Genomic DNA, 17,844 nt, shown 5'->3' with positions numbered 1-17,844 from the left:
CGGCCCGGGTGGTCCACCCGCTCCTGGTCCGGCGATTTCCCTTGTGTGCCAACGGTTCCATTGACACCATTGCAACGCCGCGCCGCCTGCCGGAGCCTCACCCGAAAAGGATGACGCGTGCTCACCACGATGCTCGGCAGCGTTGAGCGCTGCCGCCCGCGCAATCGAGACGCGGGCGTCGGGGAGGAGGACCAGCGAGCATGAGCGCGGTTGTGGGCGAGATCGAGCTGAGCCCCGCAAACGGATTCGAACTGAGCCTGCGGGGCTACCACCGCGCGCAGGTCGATCGGTACATCGCCACCCTGCAGATGCGCCTCACCACAGCGGAGACGGAGCTCGCCGCGGCCCGCTACCGCGAGCAGCAGCTGACGGGCCGGGTGGAGCGCCTGGGCGCCGAGCGGGCCCAGTGCACCTGCGCGGACGAGTCCGCCAAAGTCGTCGGCGGGCGCATCCAGCGGATCATCGAGCTGGCCGAGGAGGAGGCCGGCGCCCTGCGGGCCCAGGCCGAGCAGGACCTCGACAACGCCCGCGCGGCCGCCGAGGCGATGCTCGCCGACGCCCGCGCGCACGCCGAGGACGCGATGCGCGACTTCCAGAGCGCCCTGGCCCAGCGCCGGGCCGAGGAGGCCCGCGTCGAGGCGAACCGGCGGGCCCAGTGGGACGCCCGCCGGCAGCGTCAGCGCGAGGCGGCCGAGAACCTTCTGGCCACCACGCGCTCCGTCGGCACCGACACCGTGCAGGTGGCCCGGCGGCTGCTCGACACGCTCATCGCCGAGCACACCAAGCTGCTCGCCGAGGTGGAGACGGCCGAGAAGGGGATGGCCGACCTCTCGTCGGCGTGATGGCGATCCGGCAGGTGCTTCACCCACCGTGGGTGAGGACGCTTCACTCCGGCAGAGGCCAGGATTGCTTTCGTGACAAGGCAAACGACGGACGGAACAGGGCCGGTGACTGCTGCATCGTCCACTGTGCTCCGTCCGGTCCCGCCAGCCGCGGGCGTCGCGCCGTCGGTGGTCCCCGGCGCGACGGACCCAGCTGGGTCGTTCGGTGAACACCGTCGAGCAGGGGGTACTCGACGGCCCAGGAGTCAGCGGTGAACACGGCCCGCGTCCTGAGCACCGGCCGGCCTTCAGCGAGGGCGGCGGGAGCCGATGGGTGGGCGGCTGATCCGGAGGAGGCCGCCCACCCATCGCAAGTCACCACATGAACGAGGACGGCGCGCTCCCAGGCCCGCGCCGTCCTTTTTCCTTTCTGTCGTCTTTCCTTTCTGTCGTCGTGAGGGGCCGCCGTGAGGGGCACGGCGTCCTCGCTGCTGCACCGGCTGCGGCACGTGCTCACCCCGCACTCGCACGACGCGGCGGACAAGGCCGACCCGGCGATGGAGGGCTCCCGCGAGGGCGTCCGGGCGCTGTGGATCTCCTTCGCCGGGCTCGGGCTCACCGCGGTGCTCCAGGCGATCGTCGCGGCCTGGTCCGGCTCGGTGGCGCTGCTCGGTGACACCCTGCACAACGCGGCCGACGCGCTGACGGCCGTGCCGCTGGGCATCGCCTTCCTGCTCGGCCGCCGCCCCGCGAACCGGCGGTACACCTACGGCTACGGCCGCGCCGAGGACCTGGCCGGGATCGTCATCGTGCTCACCATCGCCGCGTCCGCCGCGCTGGCCGCCTGGGCCGCGGCCGACCGGCTCGCCCATCCCCGGACCGTGAGCGGGCTGCCCTTCGTCGCGGCCGCGGGCCTGGCCGGCTTCGCGGGCAACGAGCTCGTCGCGCGCTACCGCATCCGCACCGGCCGGAGGATCGGCTCGGCCGCGCTCGTCGCGGACGGCCTGCACGCGCGCACCGACGGCTTCACGTCCCTGGCCGTCGTGCTCGGCGCCGGCGGCGTCGCCCTGGGCTGGACCTGGGCCGACCCGCTGGTCGGGCTGCTCATCACCCTGGCGATCGTGGTCGTGGGCAAGGACGCGGCGCGCGAGGTGTACCGCCGCCTGATGGACGCGGTCGACCCCGCGCTCATCGCCGCCGCGGAGGCGGTCCTGGCCGCGACCCCGGGCGTGCTGCGGGTCTCGGCCCTGCGGATGCGCTGGATCGGCCACCGCCTGCACGCCGAGACCGACCTGGTGCTCGCCCCGGACCTGACCCTGGCGCGGGCGCACGAGATCGCGGTGGACGCCGAGCATCGCCTGCTGCACGCGGTGCCCCGGCTGGCGGCGGCGACGGTGCACCCGGACCCGGAGTCGGCCCACGCCCACGACCCCCTGGAGCACCACCGCCATCCCCCGGCCGGGCACCAGCACCAGCACCAGAACCAGCACCAGAACCAGCACCGGCACTGACACGAAGAAGCCCGGCGACGCGAGTCGCCGGGCTTCTCGTACTTGCCGCGGGTGCTCTCAGAGCGGTGTGCCCGGGCCCGAGGTGGGAGCCTCGGCGGCGTCCTCGGCGCGGTGGGTCGCGGCCGTGCGGCCGGACACGGGCGAGTCGGCCTCGTGGGTGTGGGCGGCGGGGCGGGGCTGGTTCATCGGGAACTCGGTGTCCCGCGGCTGGTGATCGGCCCGGTGCACGCCGCCGGCCGCGGCCGGGGCGATGACCTCGCTCGGCACCCAGTGCACGGTCAGCGCGTACAGCACGATCACGTCCAGCGTGATCATGAGCAGCGACCAGACCGGGTACGCCCCGAGCCAGCCGATCTGCGACAGCGCGTGCAGTGCGACGATGACGATCGCCGCCACCCGGGCCACACTGTTGCGCATCAGCAACCCGGCGCCGCACACCAGCAGCAGCGCGCCGAAGACGATCATCACGATGCCCAGGCCGGTCAGGTTCACCACCACCAGGCTGTCGCCGTCGATGAAGGTGACCTGCCGCCGCAGCAGCGCGACGAGCCCCTCGAGGATGTTCAGCACCCCGATCACGGCGAGCAGGACGCCGGCGAACATGATCCAGCCGAACCAGGCGGAACTCCGCGCAGTACCGCGCGAGGTACCGGTATCAGCCATGTCGTTCTCCTTCCGGGATGGGCCGCGGCGGACAAGAGAGGAGGCGCCGCGGCCGGATCCGGCGAATCTCGTGTGGCGACCTCCCTCGATCAACGGTGCTTTTGCAAGCGATCGTTCGGCTTGTCCGGATGAGCGGGCATCACCCCGCGGGCATGAAGGTCTCCGGTGCCGGTCCTCACCCCGGGTGGGTGAGGACCAGTCACCCCCGGCCGTTCGCACAATGCGCTCGTGGAGATGGCCTGGATCCCCGGTGGCACCTTCGCCATGGGTGCCGAGGGCTTCTATCCGGAAGAGGCGCCCGTTCGCAAGGTCGCCGTCGACGGTTTCTGGATCGACTCGCATCCGGTGACGAACGCCGAGTACGCCCTGTTCGTGCAGGAGACCGGCTACGAGACGCTCGCCGAGCGCGATGCCGAGCAGGGGCCGCCGGGCTCGATGGTGTTCGTCCAGCCGCCCGGCCCGGTGCCGCTGCGCGACTGGCGTGTCTGGTGGGAGCTGCGGCCGGGCGCGTCCTGGCGGCACCCCTTCGGCCCGGGCACGGACATCCGCAAGCGCTCGGCTCATCCCGTGGTTCACGTCGCCTACGAGGACGCCGCCGAGTACGCGCGCTGGGCCGGCAAGGAGCTGCCCACCGAGGCCGAGTGGGAGTTCGCGGCCCGGGGCGGGCTCGAAGGCGCGCCCTACCCGTGGGGCGACGACCCGGAGCCGGGCCGCGCCAACATCTGGCAGGGCATCTTCCCCTGGCTGGACCGCAGCGACGACGGCCACGGCACGAGCCCGGTCGGGGCGTTCGCGGCCAACGCGTACGGCCTCTTCGACGTGGTCGGCAACGTGTGGGAGTGGACCTCGGACTACTACCGCTCGGGCAACGCGCGCTTCGGCGAGGCCGAGGGTGAGATGCCGCAGAACCCGCGCGTGGACGTGCCACCGGGGGCTACCGTGTTCAGCAGCCGGGTGGTGAAGGGCGGCTCCTACCTCTGCTCGACGGGGTACGACCACCGCTTCCGGCCCGCCGCCCGCCAGCCCGAACCCATCGACAACGGTAGCTGCCATGTCGGCTTCCGATGCGTTCGGAGACAGGCCCCCGGCGGCGCGTGACCAGGCGGCCCTCACGCCCCAGTTGATCACGCACCGTATTTGTTCACCCCCTGCGGGTGAGGCGACATCACCTTTTGTCGCCTCACAATCCCGTGGTCATCCGCCGTGCTGCGGTGGGTGGGAGGGGGCGAAATACGTTGGGGCAGAAAACGCTCGTAGACACCATCACCCGTCCCGCACTGCACTTCGCAGTGCCCGAGCCGCCCCGCTATCACGTGCCGCGACCGCGTCTGCTCGACGCTCTGGATCGCGCTGTGGCGGGGCCTTTGACATTGATTTCCGCTCCGGCGGGGTGGGGCAAGACCACCCTGCTGGCCGAGTGGGTGGCGGCCGGGCGAGCACCCTGGCCGCTGGCGTGGTTGACGGTGGAGGCGCACCACGGCCCACGCTTTTGGGAGCACGTGCTCGGTGCCGTCACCCAGGCGACCGGCGAGGAGCCGGGCGAGGCAACCGCGGCCGACGGCCCGGGTGAGGCACTGGAGTCGCTCGTCACCCTGCTGCGCCGGGCCGGGCCGCCGGTGGTGCTGGTCCTCGACGACCTGCAGGAGCTGTCGGTGCCCCGCGTGTGGGGTGAGCTCGAGACGCTGCTTTCCCAGGCGGGTGACCGCCTGCGTCTCGTGATCGCCTGCCGGACCGATCCGGCGCTCACGCTGTACCGCTTCCGGATCCGCGGCGCCCTGAGCGAGCTGCGCACGGGTCCGCTCGGCTTCACCCTGGACGAGACCGCGCAGATGCTGCACGCGCACGGGGTGCGGCTGGCCGAGTCGGCGCTCGTGGAGCTGCACGCGGTGATGCGGGGATGGGCGGCCGGCCTGCGCCTCGCCGCGCTCGCGGTGCAGGGTCACCCCGAGCCGGACAGCCTGATGCCGCGGTTCGCCCTGCAGGATCGGGCGCTGGGGGAGTACCTGGTCGGCGAGGTCTTCGACACGCTGCCGGAGGACGTCCGCGAGGTCGTGCTGTGCACCTCGGTGCTCGACCAGGTCAGCGCCGAGCTCGTGGAGGCGCTCACCGGCCGGGTGGACGGCGCCCGCATCCTGGCCCAGCTCGAGCACTCGAACCTCTTCGTGGTGCAGGGCAGCGGGAACACCGGGATGTACCGATGTCATCCGCTCTTCGGCCTGATGCTCTACGACGAGCTGCGCCACCGCCGGCCCGAGCAGGTGCGCCAGCTGCACCGGCGCGCGGCCGACTGGTTCGCCGCGCACGACCAGCCCGCGGACGCCCTGCGTCACGCCCTGGCCGCGCGCAACTGGAGCCAGGCCTCGGACCTGCTCGCCGCGAGCTGGCAGGAGCTGGTGCCGGGCGCCCGGCTGCGCACCATCAAGGAGCTGGTGCCGCCGCCTCCGCAGGAGGTGCGCAACGATCCGAAGCTGGCCCTGGCCTTCGCGGCCGAGCGGCTCGACGCGAGCGATCCGCAGGGCACGGAGACGTTCCTGCACCTGGTCGACCGCTCGCAGCACGCGCTGGTCGACTCCGCGCGGGCCGAGCTGCGCCCGATTGTCGACAGCTTTCGCATGGCCGAGGCCCATCAGAGCCAGAAGCCTGATCTGGTACTGGCGACAGCGCCGCTGCTCCTGCGCGACGACACCGGCCTCGACGACCAGGACAAGGCCCGCATGCGGGCGCTAGCCCTCGTCGCGGTCGGCGGGGCCCGGCTCATCCAGGGCGACCTCGGCGCCGCCGAGCACGCGCTGCAGGAGTCGCTGCACCTGGCCCGCCGGTGCGGGAGCGTCCAGTCGCAGCTGGCCGCGCTGCGCCAGCTCGCGCAGCTCAACGCGGCCCGGGGCCGGCTCACCGCGGCCCTGCGCTACGGCAAGGAGACGCTGGCGCTGGCCGACCGCGAGGGGCGCACCCAGGGCAGCGACGTGGTGTGGGCCCAGCTCACCGTGGCCGAGGTCTGCTACCTGCAGGCCCGCGTCCAGGCGGCCGGACACTACCTCGACCGGGCGCTGGACGGCGGTCTCGCCGATCCGGCGCTCGTGGCGGTCGCGACCATGACCCGTGCCCACATCCGCGCCGCGACGGGGGATGCGCGGGCGGCGTGCACGGAGCTGGCCGCGATCCGGCGGCAGCTCGCCGACTGGCGGTACACGCCGAGGATGCAGCACTGCGTCACGCTGGCCGAGGCCGAGCTGCGGCTCGCGGCGGGCGACACCGAGGCGGCCAAGCGGCTGCTGACCCTGGAGCCGGTCGAGATGCTGGCGCCCTGGCTCGGCGTGGTGCGCGCGAAGGCCCATCTGGCCGAGCGCCGGCCCGCCGCGGCGCTCGGGGCGGTGCAGCCCTACCTCGAGCCCACGACGGGCTCGCTGGTGTGGACGGTCGACGCGAACCTCACCAGCGCCCGCGCCCTGCGCGCGCTCGGCGACCGCTCCAAGGCCGGCCGGGCGCTCGAACAGGCCCTGCGCCACGCCGACGACGAGGCGATCCGCTGGCCCTTCGTGGCCGGTGGGCAGCCGGTGCGGGAGCTGCTGGTGACGTACCTGCCGGCCGGCAGCGGCTACCGCGGGCTGGCCGAGGAGATCGCGCAGGAGCTCACCGGGTTCGGGCGCGCCCCGGCCGCGGCGGGGGAGCTGGCCGAGCCGCTGACCGAGCGGGAGCTGGCGGTGCTGCGGTACCTGCAGGGCACGCTGTCGGCGGGGGAGATCGCCTCGATGCTGTACGTCTCCGTCAACACGGTGAAGACGCACATGAAGAACATCTACCGCAAGCTCGGCGTCGGCCGCCGGCGGGAGGTGATCGAGCGCGCTCGTGAACTCAACCTGCTGTAGCGCCCGCCGTCGCTAGGAGCGCGGACCCGATCCCGGGGCCGCGCTCCTTTTTTGCGTTCCGTTCCCACCCGGTCACCGGCGTTCCCGCCGGAGTGCGACGGCGGCACACAAAAGCGAAGCGGCGGCGGCCCCCTGGGGAGGACCGCCGCCGCTTCGGGCGGGGAGTGGACAGTCTCAGCGATTCACGTACGGCCGCGCGCCGATGGCGGCGAGCTCCTCGGCCGCGATCGCCTCCTCCTCGGCCAGGACCAGCGGCAGCGGGTCGATGAGCGGGTCGAGCGACTCGAGGGAGGCGCGCTGGACCGGCATGGCCGCGTCGCCGGCCGGCACGGTGGCCTGGCCCACGGCGCGGACCCAGACCGTCGGGGTGTCCCCGACGAGCTCCGCCTCGACGGTCTCCTCGAGCAGCGCCGCGCTCACCGGCGCCCCCACCAGCGCTTTGACGACCACGGTGTCGTCCTGGTGGCCGCAGGCGGGCGGCTGCATCGGCACCGACGGGCCCGCGACCGGCTCGGGCGGCAGGAGGTCGATGGTGATGATGTCGTCGCGGGAGACGCTGTGCCGCACCGGCGGGCGGCCGGCCTTGTGGCGGCCGCGGTACGCGTCCGAGCGGCTGTTGCGCCGCAGGGTCAGCTTTGCCGTGGGTGCCGGGCGCGCGGGCCTGACGGGATCGTCCGGCGCGGCCACGACGCTGCCGCGCGGTACCGTCAGGATGAACAGGATGATCACGTCCAGCGTGACCATGAGCAGCGACCACGCCGGGTAGGCGCTCAGCATGGCCAGCTGCGAGATCGCGTGCAACGCCACCACACTCGCGGCCACCGCCTTCGCGCTGGGGCGCCGGGCCCGCAGCGCGATACCGGCCCCGGCGAGCATCGCGCCCAGCGTCACCGTGGCCGCGGCCCAGGTGCCGGCGCTGGTGAACGCCACATCGTTGCGGTCGAATCCGACCTTGTCGCCGGCGAATCCCACCAGCAGTCCCTGCGCGACGTTCAGCAAGCCCACCAGCGTGAGCATGGACGTTCCGAACGCCCGAAATTCCTTGACCCGCATCCGCCCGTCTTCTCCTCGTTCTCACATGACGGCATACAACGATGAGGCCGTGCCGATCCCCGGTTCAGCGAACCGAGGACCAGCACGGCCCTATATCCCCCGTGAACTTGTTCCCCCCGGAACAGGCCCGACCCGTGGTGCCCGGTCCCGCCGCCCGCGGGACCGGACACCGGCGCAGACCCCTCCACGCCGGTCCCGGGCCGCCGGTTGATCCCGCCCGCGGACGTGGGCAGATCCCCCGGCCTTCCCGTTCCCGGACTTCGGCGCCTGCCGCAAGCCGGCAACGTGTCGTGCCTGAGAACATGATTCGAGTGGCCCGGGTGAATGCGGATCACCCTCGATGGGTGAACGGCCGGGTGGCGGCCCTACACCGGCTCGGCGGCCAGCAGGCAGGCGTCGTCGTCGGGGTTGCCGCGGGGCGCGCAGTCCAGCGCGGTGCGCAGCCGCTCGCCGGGGGCCGAGCCGCGCACGGCCACCCCCACCTCGTCGGCGAGCCCCTGCACGCCCTGGTCGATCGCGCGGTCGCGGCGCTCGACGACGCCGTCGGTGAACATCAGCAGCAGGTCGCCCGGGTCGAGCACCACGCAGGCGGTGGGGTATGGCGCGGCCGGGTCGACGCCGAGCGCCATGCCGAACGGCTGGGCCAGCGCGCTCACCCCGGCCGTGGTGGCCCGCAGGATCGGCAGGTGACCGGCCCGGGCCCAGGTCAGCGAGTGGTCGGCGGGGTGGAAGCGGCCGCACACGGCGGTGGCCAGCACGGTCGACGGGCGGCGGCAGAGCATCCGGTTGAGGGCGGCCAGGATCGCGCCCGGCTCGTCGCCGGCCAGCGCCAGCCGGCTCATCGCGGCTCGCAGGCGCAGCATGGTGGCGGCGGCGGGCCGGCCGTGGCCCATCACGTCGCCGACCGCGAGCATCACGTCCCCGCTCGGCAGGGGCGTGCTGAGGTACCAGTCCCCGCCGACGGGCCCGGAGTGCCTCGCGACGGCGTACCGCACGCCCACCCGCACCCCGTTGACCTGCTCCCGTAAACCGTTCATGCCGGATATCGTGGCCCCGCCCGGGCCCCGGCCGACTCGCCTGCGGCGGGTGAGGGCCTAGATGATGCTCAGCGCGCGTCCGCGTCGCACGGCGTCGCGGCGGCGGCTCACGCCCAGCTTGCGGTACACGTGCCGGACATGGGTCTTGACGGTGTTGGTCGAGACGCTCAGCACCGTGGCGATCTCGGCGATGGAGAGCATGCTGCGCAGGTACTGCAGGACCAGGGTCTCCCGCTCGGTCAGCGGGTCGATGATCTGCTCGGCGGGCACGTCGAACGCGCCGGCGACGGGCTCGGCCCCCTCCTCGGCCTCCTCATGTTCGGCTTCCACGTGTTCGGCCTCCTCCTGACGGACTTCCTCGTGACGGAATTCCGCATGCTCGGCTGCCTCCTGGCCGATCTCCTCGCGGCCGACCCGGCGAGTCATCACCGCCCCCTCGAGCAGCGCGGCGATCCACGAGCCGTGCCCGGCGAACGGTGCCCGGATGCCCTCGGGCGCGGCCAGCCGCAGCGCCCGCTCGATCTGCTCGGCCGCGCCGGCGAGGTCGCCGAGGCGGTGCTGGGCCTGGGCCAGCATGACGCTCGCCGCCACCGCCACCACCAGCGAGGCCACCGGCTCGGCGAGCAGTCCCTCCAGGGCGTGCCGCGCCGTCTGCGGCCGGTCCGACGCCAGGGCCACCCGGGCGCGGGCGAGCGCCACGGCGGGGGCGCCGGGCCGGTGCCGGTCGAGCTCGTCGAGCACCGCACGGGCCTTCTCCGGCTGCCGCTCGGCCAGGCACAGGTCGGCGTGCAGGACGCGGGCGGTGAGCTCGGCGGCCGGCGGCAGGGCGCCGATGCGGTCGCCCAGCACCGGCTCCAGCGCCTCCGCCGCGCCGGCCGGGTCGCCGGAGTCGAACAGCAGCAGGGCCAGGCTCAGAATGCCGCTGAGCCAGCCGTGCGGGTCGGGCGGCGCCTCCGCGGTGATGCTCTCGTCGAGGTGGAAGCGGGCCTCGTCGAGCCGGCCGCGGATCCGGCAGACGGTGGCGAGCACCAGCCGGGCGTCGCTGATGTTGCGTGACTCCGCGATGCCCGCGTCCCGGCTCGCGTCCAGCACCCGGCGCGCGCACGCGGCGGCCGCCGAGAGCCGGCCGCGCCGCAGGTGCACCAGCGCCTGCAGCCGGTTCGCCTGCACGACGAGCAGGGGGAAGCCGGACTTGCGGGCCAGCGCGGTGCCCCGCTCCAGGGCCGCGTCGGCGTCCTCGACCGCGTCGCGGGCGATCCCGGCGCCCGCGAGCGTGAGGTGCGCGCCCGCGCGGGCGCCGTCGGCCGCGTCGGCGTAGAGGTGCTCGCCGGCGGCCTCCTCGACGCGCTCCAGCAGCCGCTCGGCCGCGTCCGCGAAGCGGTCCAGGTCGTCGGCCGCGATCGCCTCGGCCATGCGCATGGCCGCCAGGATCTCGGCGTCCAGCGGGGCCGGCGCCTCGCCCAGCGCCCGCTCGCCGAGCCGGATGAAGGCCGACATGGCCGCCGCGTCGCCGGTGTCGCGGCAGCAGATGGCCAGCGCGAAGGCGAGCATCGGGCGCTCGGCGATGTCCTGTGGAGGCTGCGGGCCGGTTCGCAACGCCATCGCGCGCGACCCCGACCCGCAGAGCTCCGGCCAGTACTGCAGAAATAATCGCTCGGCGCTGACCCAGTCGGCGCCGAGGACGGCGTGCACGACGGCGTCGCCGGGCAGCCCGTTGGCGGCATACCAGCCGGCCGCCGCCCGGTGCAGGCCACGCTCCTCGGCGGCGAGGGTGGTGCGCACCTCGGCGCGCAGGACGGCGCGCAGCAGGCGGCGGTAGCGGTACCACGAGTGCGAGCCGCCGTAGAAGGTGGCCAGCGCGTCGGACCGGCTCGCCTGGGCCAGCTGGCGGGTGCCGTTGCGGCTGCCGGCCAGCGCCTCGACCAGCCCCGGGCAGACCGTCTCCACGATCGAGGTGCGCAGCATGACCTCGTGCACGTCGGGGTCCAGGTGGGCCAGGATCTCCCGCTGCACGTACTCGGTCAGCCCCACCTGATCGTTCGGCCCGGCCTCACCCGCGACCAGGTCGGTGACGACCCGCTCGGGCTCGTGGCGGCCGACCATCGCCGAGAGCGCCACCGCGACGGCGGCCGGCCAGCCCTCGGTCACGTGCCACAGCGCATGCTGGAACTGCCGGGCCAGCCGCACGTCGAGCCGCTCCGCCAGCCCGGCGATCTCGGCCTGGGCGAAGGCGAGGTGGTCGGCGCGCAGCTCGGTGAGCTGGCTGCGCACGCGCCAGCGGTAGAGCGACAGCGGCGGCTCGCTGCGAGCGAGCAGCAGGAAGCCGATGCGGTCGCCGAGACGGGTCATCAGCCGCTCGACCCGGCGCAGCACGGTGCGGTTGGTGACGTTGTGCAGGTCGTCGAGGACCACCACCGGGCGCTCCGGAAGCCGGCCGCCGGTCCACGCGTAGGTGGCGGGGTCCAGCGCGATGCCCGCGGCGTTCAGGGCCGCGGTGAGCTGGCGCCACGCCGCGGCGCCGCAGTTCGGCTCGAACCGCACATAGGCGATGCGCCCGGGCGGGCGCCCGGCGCGGATCCACGACGCGGCGAGCACGGTCTTGCCCCAGCCGGTCGGCGCGCAGACCAGGGTGACCGGCTGCTCCACCGCCGCGTCGAGCTGGTCGAGCAGCCGCCGGCGCTCCAGGTGTACCGCGGGCAGGCCCGGCACTTCCCGGTCGGGCGCGAACTCGACCGGCACCGGCCGCACCTCCAGGGGCCGCGCGGGGCCGGCCCAGCTCGCCGAGCCGAGGAACCGCTCGGCGGCGTCGTTGTGCGCCAATCTGCCAAGCGTGGTTTCGCCGTGGTGGCTGGTATGCACCGTCACTCCCGAAGAGGCGGGTCTACGACGTGCCCGGACTGGCACCTTCCCGTTCCAGATCGGCCATGTTCGACGTCGAACACGATAGAACCCGGACCCGGTTTCGTGGAGTGTTTCATCGAAGTCCATCGATGCACGAAGCCGTGGAGTGCCCCCCGTTTCCGGGCTCGCGAGGGTGAGCCATAGAGATCTATCGATTTATTGCCACTGTGCAGCGCACGGCGCGTGCGCGATTGCGCCGCCGAATGGGGGCCTTTGCCCGAATATTTCGGCGAGGTCACTCGCCGTCGGCCGCGCCATGGCTACCGAGCGTGATTTGCCGTCGTTTACGTATGGGTAGCGCCGCGCCGACCGTGTGTGAAAACGCAGGCGAATGGCGCCCTAACGCGACGGAGTTCGGGCCATTACGCACGATCCCGGCGTGTTGTGGCTCCAACTTACCGACTGGCGCTCGGGAAATTACTCGGAACTCGAATCTACGGCCGCAGGTTTTACTCCAAATTACACGCGTGTCATCAGTGTTATTACTCCGAGATTGAGATCGTTTTACTCAAACCCGTGCCAACTTGCAATTTGCATCCGGTAAGGCCGCGCACAACGGACGATTCGGACGGCGGGGCGGGCCGGTGACAAATGCCAGTCGTCGATGGGCTCGCGAGCGCGATGGTGGCATAAGCGGAAAATGTCCGATCAAATCCCGAATCGAAAAGGTCGGACATTTCCGCGCGCCTTATCGCGAAGCGGCGGTCAGCTCGCCTGAGCGGCGGCGTCGTCCTCGGCCACCGGGATGCCCGACGCCTGCGCGAACGCCGAGAGGCCCTGCAACAGGGCCGCGCGGTCGTCCGGGGACATGCGCCGCAGCACCGCCGCGATCGTCTCCTGGCGCTGCCGGCCGAGACCGTCCAGCAGCCGGTGCGCCGTCGGGGTGAGCACGAGCCACACCTCGCGCCGGTCGCGCTCGTCGGCGGTGCGGCGCAGGAGGTCCGCGGCCTCCAGGCGGTCGCACAGGCGGCTGGCCGAGGAGGGCGCGGTGTGCAGGGCCACGGCGAGCTGGGTCAGGTTGACGGACCCGGCCTGGTCGACGACGCCGAGCACGCGCAGCTGGGCGGCGGACACGCCGGAGTTGTCGTTGGCCGCGCTCGTGGCCAGGACCAGCGCCTGGCTCGCGGCATCCGCCAGGGCCGCCGCCCGGGCCAGGTCATCGTGGCTCGACGGGTGCGGTGAGGGTCGGCTCCGCACGTTGTCCTCCGGGTGTCGCGGCGGTCACGGGTCAGCTCGGGGCGACCAGTCCAGGCAGATGATCAGGGCATCGTCCGCAAGTTCGGCGCCCGCGTGATACTCACGAAGGCTCCGCATGACGCTGCTGATCGCCTCGGCCGGTGGCTGCAACCGGGTCGATCGTATGGCACGGCTCAACTCACGCTCACCGAACGTCGCCTCGTTCGGCCGGATGGCGGCATGCACCCCGTCGCTGACTACGAAAAGCCGATCTCCAGGGTTCAACGTGGTGTGTTCCTCGACGTAGCGGGTGTCGCCGAACATTCCCAGCGGCAGCTGGGCGTCGAGGGCCATGTCGCGCACCTGCCCGTTGCGGACCAGGATCATGCGCGGCGAGCCGGCGTCGATCATGCGCAGCTCGCCGGTGGCGGTGTTCAGCGCGAGCAGGAGGGTGGCCACGTGCCGCGCCCCGCCATACTGCGAGTAGATCGCGTCCGCCGCGAGCACCGCCTGGTCGGTCAGGTCGCCGGGGCGGGACTGCCCCGCCGGGATCGAGCGGCGGGCGTTGCGCATCGCGTTGACCGCGAGCGTGGTGAGCAGGGCCGCGTCGAGGCCGCTGCCCATGCCGTTGAGCGCGGTCACGGTGAGCCAGTCGCCGTTGATCGACCAGTCGAAGTGGTCGCCGCCGACCGTGTAGGCCGGCTCCAGCTGCCCGGCGAACTTCACGCCCGGCTGCTCGTAGGCCCGGGCCGGCAGCAGGTCCCACTGCATCTCGGCGGCCATGGTCAGCCGGCCGCTGCGCCGCCGGTCCAGGTGGTAGCGGTCGGTGCGCCGGTAGGCGGCCGACAGCGCCACCGCGAAGCTCTCCGCCAGTTCCTCCAGCCGCGGCTGCTCGGCCGGCACCCGGTCGGCGTCCAGCCCGACGCTGAGCACGCCGACCCGCTCGCCCCAGGCGCTCACCGGCAGGTGCAGCCGGGCGAGGGACTGCCCGTCGCGGGCCTCCACCACCGGGGTCTGGCTCGCGAACGCCCGCATCGCCGAGCCGAGCTGCTCGCCGAGCGCCTCGTCGGGCTCGGCTCCGCTCGGCGACAGCGCCGTGGTGCGATAGTCGGCCAGCCAGACCGTGCTGCTTTTGGTGCCGTGGGCCGCGCTCAGATACGCGTCGAGCGTCTCCACCAGGCGATCCGGTGGAGTGACGCGCAGTGCTTTGTCGATGGAGCCAACGCCGGACATTCGAGCCTTTCGCCAGCCTTTGCTTGCCGTGCGGCAAATAATATAAGGCAGGTATTCCGGCTCTCTTCTACCCACTCCCGCAAGTGATCTACACCCAGCGAGAGCCCAGCCACATTCTGGAGAACCACTCCGTATATGAAATGTCCATTCCCGCGTAGATTGGGTAGAAATACGCGAAGCAGGCGGCCACGAGCAGCATGTAGGCGCCGACGATGATCGAGCCGATGAGCCGCTGGTCGCTGTTGGGCCGCAGCTTGCGGGCCGGGCCGAGGATCGCGCCGAGCACGTAGACCACGGCCAGCACCAGGAACGGCTCGGCCGGCAGGCAGTAGAAGTAGAACATCGTGCGGTGCTCGGGCATCTCGTTGAACCAGGGCAGGATGCCGGTCAGCGCGCCCGCCATGATCAGCCAGGCGCGGCCGTCGCGGCGGGCGACGGCGAGCCAGCCGAGCGCGACGAGCGCGGGCAGGAACGACCACCACAGCAGCGGGGTGCCGAGCAGCAGGATCTCGGAGGCGCAGCTGGGCGCGCCGCAGGGGCCGGACTGGTCCCAGTAGAAGGCGACCGGGCGGCCCAGCAGGAGCCACTGCCACGGCCACGACTGGTACTGGTGCTTGGTGCTCAGCCCGGTGTGGAACGCGTACGCCTCGGAGTGGTAGTGCCACAGGTTCACCAGCGGGTCGATGAACCGGTCGTGCGGCAGGCCGTTGCTCTCGGCGTACCAGTGCCGGAAGTACCCGCCGTCGGAGAGGAACCAGCCCCACCAGCAGTTGATGTAGACGACCAGGGCGATGACGAAGATCGCGAAGAACCAGATCGAGGCGGTGCTGAGGAAGGTGTCGAGCACCCAGTGCTTGACGCCCGCGCTGCGGCGGGCGCTGAGATCGAACAGCCAGATGGCGACGGCGAAGATCGCGACGTAGTAGACGCCGCTCCACTTCACGCCGCAGGCCAGGCCCAGCGAGATCGCGCACAGCAGGCGGTACCAGGGGAAGCCGAGCCGTGCGCGCAGGCCCGGCTTGCTCGCGTCGAACCCGTCCTCGAGGAGCCTCAGCCAGCGGGCCCGGCGTTGCTCGCGGTCGAGGACCAGGAAGAAGAACGCGACCACGACCCAGAACATCAGGAAGACGTCGAGCAGAGCCACCCGCGAGAGCACGAAGTGCATGCCGTCGAGGGACATGAGCAGGCCGGCGGCGCCCGCGAGGATCGTGGACCGGAACAGCTTGTAGGCGGCGATGACGATCAGCAGGATCGAGATGGCGCCGACCGTGACGGCGGAGATGCGCCACCCGAAGGAGTTGTAGCCGAAGAGCTGCTCGCCGATCCCGATCATCCACTTGCCGATGGGCGGGTGCACGACATACTGCGGCGTGTTGTCCTCGGGGTTCCACTCGACCCCGCGCTGCAGCAGGTCCTGCGCCTCGTTGGCGTAGTAGACCTCGTCGAAGATGACGTCCTTCGGATGCGCGAGATTGACCAGGCGCAGTAAGAGGCCGACGCCGGTGATCAGCGCCGCGACGAGCCAGAAGTTCAGGCCGCCCTTCGGCGCCCGGGCCAGCCGGCGGCGGACGATGTCGGGCACCACGCGCACCGTGGGCTCCGGCGCGGGGGCGGGGCTCTCCGGCTCGCTTGTCTGGGTCAGCACACCCGAGGTCATTGGGCGATCGTAGGGGTCGGGATGCCACCATCGCACATGTGCCGTTGATTCTGCTCGGAGCGCCGCTGGGAAATCCCGAGGACGCGTCCCCCCGCCTGCGTGAAACACTCGCGACCGCCGATGTCGTCGCGGCCGAGGACACGCGCCGGCTGGGGCGGCTCGCGCAACACCTCGGCGTCGAGATCACCGGCCGGTTGGTGAGCTATTTCGAGGGCAACGAGGAGCGGCGCACCCCGGATCTCGCCGAGGAGCTCGCCGCCGGGCGCACCGTCGCCGTGGTCACCGACGGGGGCATGCCGAGCGTCTCCGACCCCGGCTTCCGGCTGGTGCGTGCCGCCGTGGCGCTCGGCGTGCCGGTCACCGCCGCCCCGGGCCCGAGCGCGGTCGTGACCGCGCTCGCCGTGTCGGGACTGCCGTGCGACCGCTTCTGCTTCGAGGGGTTCCCGCCCCGCAAGCAGGCAGAGCGGCGTTCGTACTTCACGGCGCTGGCCGCCGAGCCGAGAACCCTGGTCTTCTTCGAGTCCCCGCACCGCATCGCCGCCACGCTGGCCGATCTCGCGCAGGCCTTCGGCGACGACCGCCCGGCGGCGCTGTGCCGGGAGCTGACGAAGACGTACGAGGAGATCCGCCGCGGCACCCTGGCCGCCCTGGCCGCGGACGCCGAGACGGCCCGGGGCGAGATCACGCTCGTGGTCGCGGGCGCGCCCCCGGTCGCGGCCGGGCGCCCCTCCGACGAGGCCCTGGCGGCCGAGGTGGCCGAGCTGGTGGCCGCGGGAGCCGATCGCAAGGAGGCGACCCTGGACGTGGCCAAGCGGCACGGCCTGGCCAAGCGCGAGGTCTACGCGGCGGTCATCGCACACAAGTAAGGCCCTTCTCGGCGGCGTGTCTCGGTCGGCTGGGTTCGCGGCGCTCTCTGTTCGCGGCGGTCTTCGTTTACGGCGGCCTCTGTTTAGGGCGGTCTCTGTTTACGGCGGTCTTTGTTTGCGGTTGGTGCGGTCGCGGTGGTGGTTCAGTACGCGGCGAGCACGATCGCGGCGGCCAGCACGACCGGGGCGGTCACGGTCAGGGTCCAGGCCGTGAGGCGGTCGCGCAGGCGGGCGAAGCGCCAGGCCCCGGTCAGCCACGCCAGCAGGAGCCCGCACAGCAGCACCAGCCCGAACCCGGTGGCCCAGCGCACCCGCAGGCCGGACGGGTTGCCGGCGTAGGCGACCCGGCCGCCCGGCACCATCACCGCGGCCACCGAGGAGCCGGTGGGCTCGTCGAGCCCCATCAGCCGGGTGCCGTCGACCGCCTCCGCCCCCGGACGGGTGAACTCGGCCAGGCACCGGCGCAGCACCCCGGTGCCCTTGCACGAGGTGATCTCGGCGGTGCCCCGCACCCGGTGCCCCATGTCCAGCCAGAACGGCTCGGCGCTGGTCCACGCGAAGAACCCGGTGAGCAGCGCGACGACGAGCATCGCCGTGAGCCCGGCGACGGGGCCGCGCGCGGGCCGGACCCGGCGCTGGCGGGCCCGGCGCTGGGGTGCGCTGCGGCGGTCGTCGCGGGGCTGGCGCATGACCCGCATCGCCGGCGGCGGCCACGCCTCGGACCGCCCGGCGAGGTGGTCGGCGACGGCGGCCCGCCCGGCCTCGTGCGCCGCGAGCTCGTCGGCCGCGGTCTTGTAAGCCTCGGTCGCATGCGTCCCGGTCGGATATGCCTCGGTCGGATGTGCCTCGGTCGGATGTGCCTCGGTCGGATGTGCCTCGGTCGGATGTGCCTCGGTCGCGTCGGCTTCGGCGTGCGCCGGCGAGCTGTCGTGCAGTGCCAGCGTGGTGGTCGTCGGCCACAGCGGGAAGTGCTCGGCGGCGGTCTCCCTGGCGGCACCGCGCTCCTCGGAACCGGACACGGGCTGGGCGGCGGCCGGCACCAGGACCCGGACCGGCGGAA

General features: G+C 72.7%; 13 protein-coding genes. 5 read left to right on the top strand and 8 right to left on the bottom strand.

Annotated elements, in window-relative coordinates:
• The first annotated feature begins 200 nt into the window (after window positions 1-200).
• Both AC6JBM_RS39680 and AC6JBM_RS39675 read left to right on the top strand, forming a co-directional pair.
• Window positions 201-842 (top strand): hypothetical protein, encoded by a 642-nt coding sequence (locus AC6JBM_RS39680; protein ID WP_350626213.1) that lies wholly within the window; start codon window positions 201-203, stop codon window positions 840-842.
• Window positions 843-1,288: 446 nt separating this feature from the next.
• On the top strand, window positions 1,289-2,332 hold the full coding sequence (locus tag AC6JBM_RS39675) for a cation diffusion facilitator family transporter (protein ID WP_497978982.1): 1,044 nt from the start codon (window positions 1,289-1,291) through the stop codon (window positions 2,330-2,332).
• Between the two features lie 57 nt (window positions 2,333-2,389).
• Here AC6JBM_RS39675 and AC6JBM_RS39670 read toward each other — a convergent pair whose 3' ends face one another.
• On the bottom strand, window positions 2,390-2,995 hold the full coding sequence (locus AC6JBM_RS39670; protein ID WP_497978981.1) for a DUF7144 family membrane protein: 606 nt from the start codon (window positions 2,993-2,995) through the stop codon (window positions 2,390-2,392).
• Between the two features lie 228 nt (window positions 2,996-3,223).
• Between AC6JBM_RS39670 and AC6JBM_RS39665 the strand changes: the two genes are divergently transcribed.
• Together AC6JBM_RS39665 and AC6JBM_RS39660 are read left to right on the top strand one after the other, a co-directional pair.
• On the top strand, window positions 3,224-4,093 hold the full coding sequence (locus AC6JBM_RS39665) for a formylglycine-generating enzyme family protein (RefSeq protein ID WP_497978980.1): 870 nt from the start codon (window positions 3,224-3,226) through the stop codon (window positions 4,091-4,093).
• Window positions 4,094-4,149: 56 nt separating this feature from the next.
• A complete protein-coding gene (locus AC6JBM_RS39660) occupies window positions 4,150-6,861 on the top strand; it encodes a winged helix-turn-helix domain-containing protein (protein ID WP_497978979.1) in 2,712 nt (903 codons plus the stop codon).
• Between the two features lie 174 nt (window positions 6,862-7,035).
• On the opposite strand, the gene AC6JBM_RS39655 is transcribed toward AC6JBM_RS39660, so the two are convergent.
• The 6 genes from AC6JBM_RS39655 to AC6JBM_RS39630 form a co-directional block, all read right to left on the bottom strand.
• On the bottom strand, window positions 7,036-7,914 hold the full coding sequence (locus AC6JBM_RS39655) for a DUF7144 family membrane protein (RefSeq protein WP_497978978.1): 879 nt from the start codon (window positions 7,912-7,914) through the stop codon (window positions 7,036-7,038).
• 365 nt (window positions 7,915-8,279) lie between these two features.
• Window positions 8,280-8,951 (bottom strand): PP2C family protein-serine/threonine phosphatase, encoded by a 672-nt coding sequence (locus AC6JBM_RS39650; RefSeq protein ID WP_497978977.1) that lies wholly within the window; start codon window positions 8,949-8,951, stop codon window positions 8,280-8,282.
• 57 nt (window positions 8,952-9,008) lie between these two features.
• The gene (locus tag AC6JBM_RS39645) at window positions 9,009-11,810 is read right to left on the bottom strand and encodes a winged helix-turn-helix domain-containing protein (RefSeq protein ID WP_497978976.1); all 2,802 of its coding nucleotides are present in this window, start codon (window positions 11,808-11,810) and stop codon (window positions 9,009-9,011) included.
• Window positions 11,811-12,557: 747 nt separating this feature from the next.
• Entirely contained in the window at window positions 12,558-13,049 is a 492-nt protein-coding gene (locus AC6JBM_RS39640; RefSeq protein WP_350626199.1) for a MarR family transcriptional regulator, read from the bottom strand.
• A gap of 24 nt (window positions 13,050-13,073) precedes the next feature.
• Window positions 13,074-14,204 carry a PP2C family protein-serine/threonine phosphatase gene (locus AC6JBM_RS39635; RefSeq protein ID WP_497978975.1) on the bottom strand — a complete coding sequence of 377 codons (1,131 nt, stop codon included), beginning with the start codon at window positions 14,202-14,204 and terminating at the stop codon, window positions 13,074-13,076.
• Window positions 14,205-14,349: 145 nt separating this feature from the next.
• A complete protein-coding gene (locus AC6JBM_RS39630; RefSeq protein ID WP_497978974.1) occupies window positions 14,350-15,918 on the bottom strand; it encodes a dolichyl-phosphate-mannose--protein mannosyltransferase in 1,569 nt (522 codons plus the stop codon).
• 44 nt (window positions 15,919-15,962) lie between these two features.
• Here AC6JBM_RS39630 and rsmI point away from each other — a divergent pair, with 44 nt between their 5' ends.
• Window positions 15,963-16,784, top strand: a complete 822-nt coding sequence (gene rsmI / locus AC6JBM_RS39625) for a 16S rRNA (cytidine(1402)-2'-O)-methyltransferase (protein ID WP_497986630.1) — start codon at window positions 15,963-15,965, stop codon at window positions 16,782-16,784.
• A 143-nt stretch (window positions 16,785-16,927) separates the two neighbouring features.
• Here rsmI and AC6JBM_RS39620 read toward each other — a convergent pair whose 3' ends face one another.
• Window positions 16,928-17,803: a hypothetical protein gene (locus AC6JBM_RS39620; RefSeq protein WP_497978973.1), complete on the bottom strand. Its 876-nt coding sequence runs from the start codon at window positions 17,801-17,803 to the stop codon at window positions 16,928-16,930.
• Window positions 17,804-17,844: the final 41 nt, after the last annotated feature.

It is taken from the genome of Dactylosporangium thailandense (genome assembly GCF_059739745.1).
The sequence above is the reverse complement of the archived record's forward strand: the minus strand, read 5'-3'. Positions and strand labels throughout refer to the sequence as shown.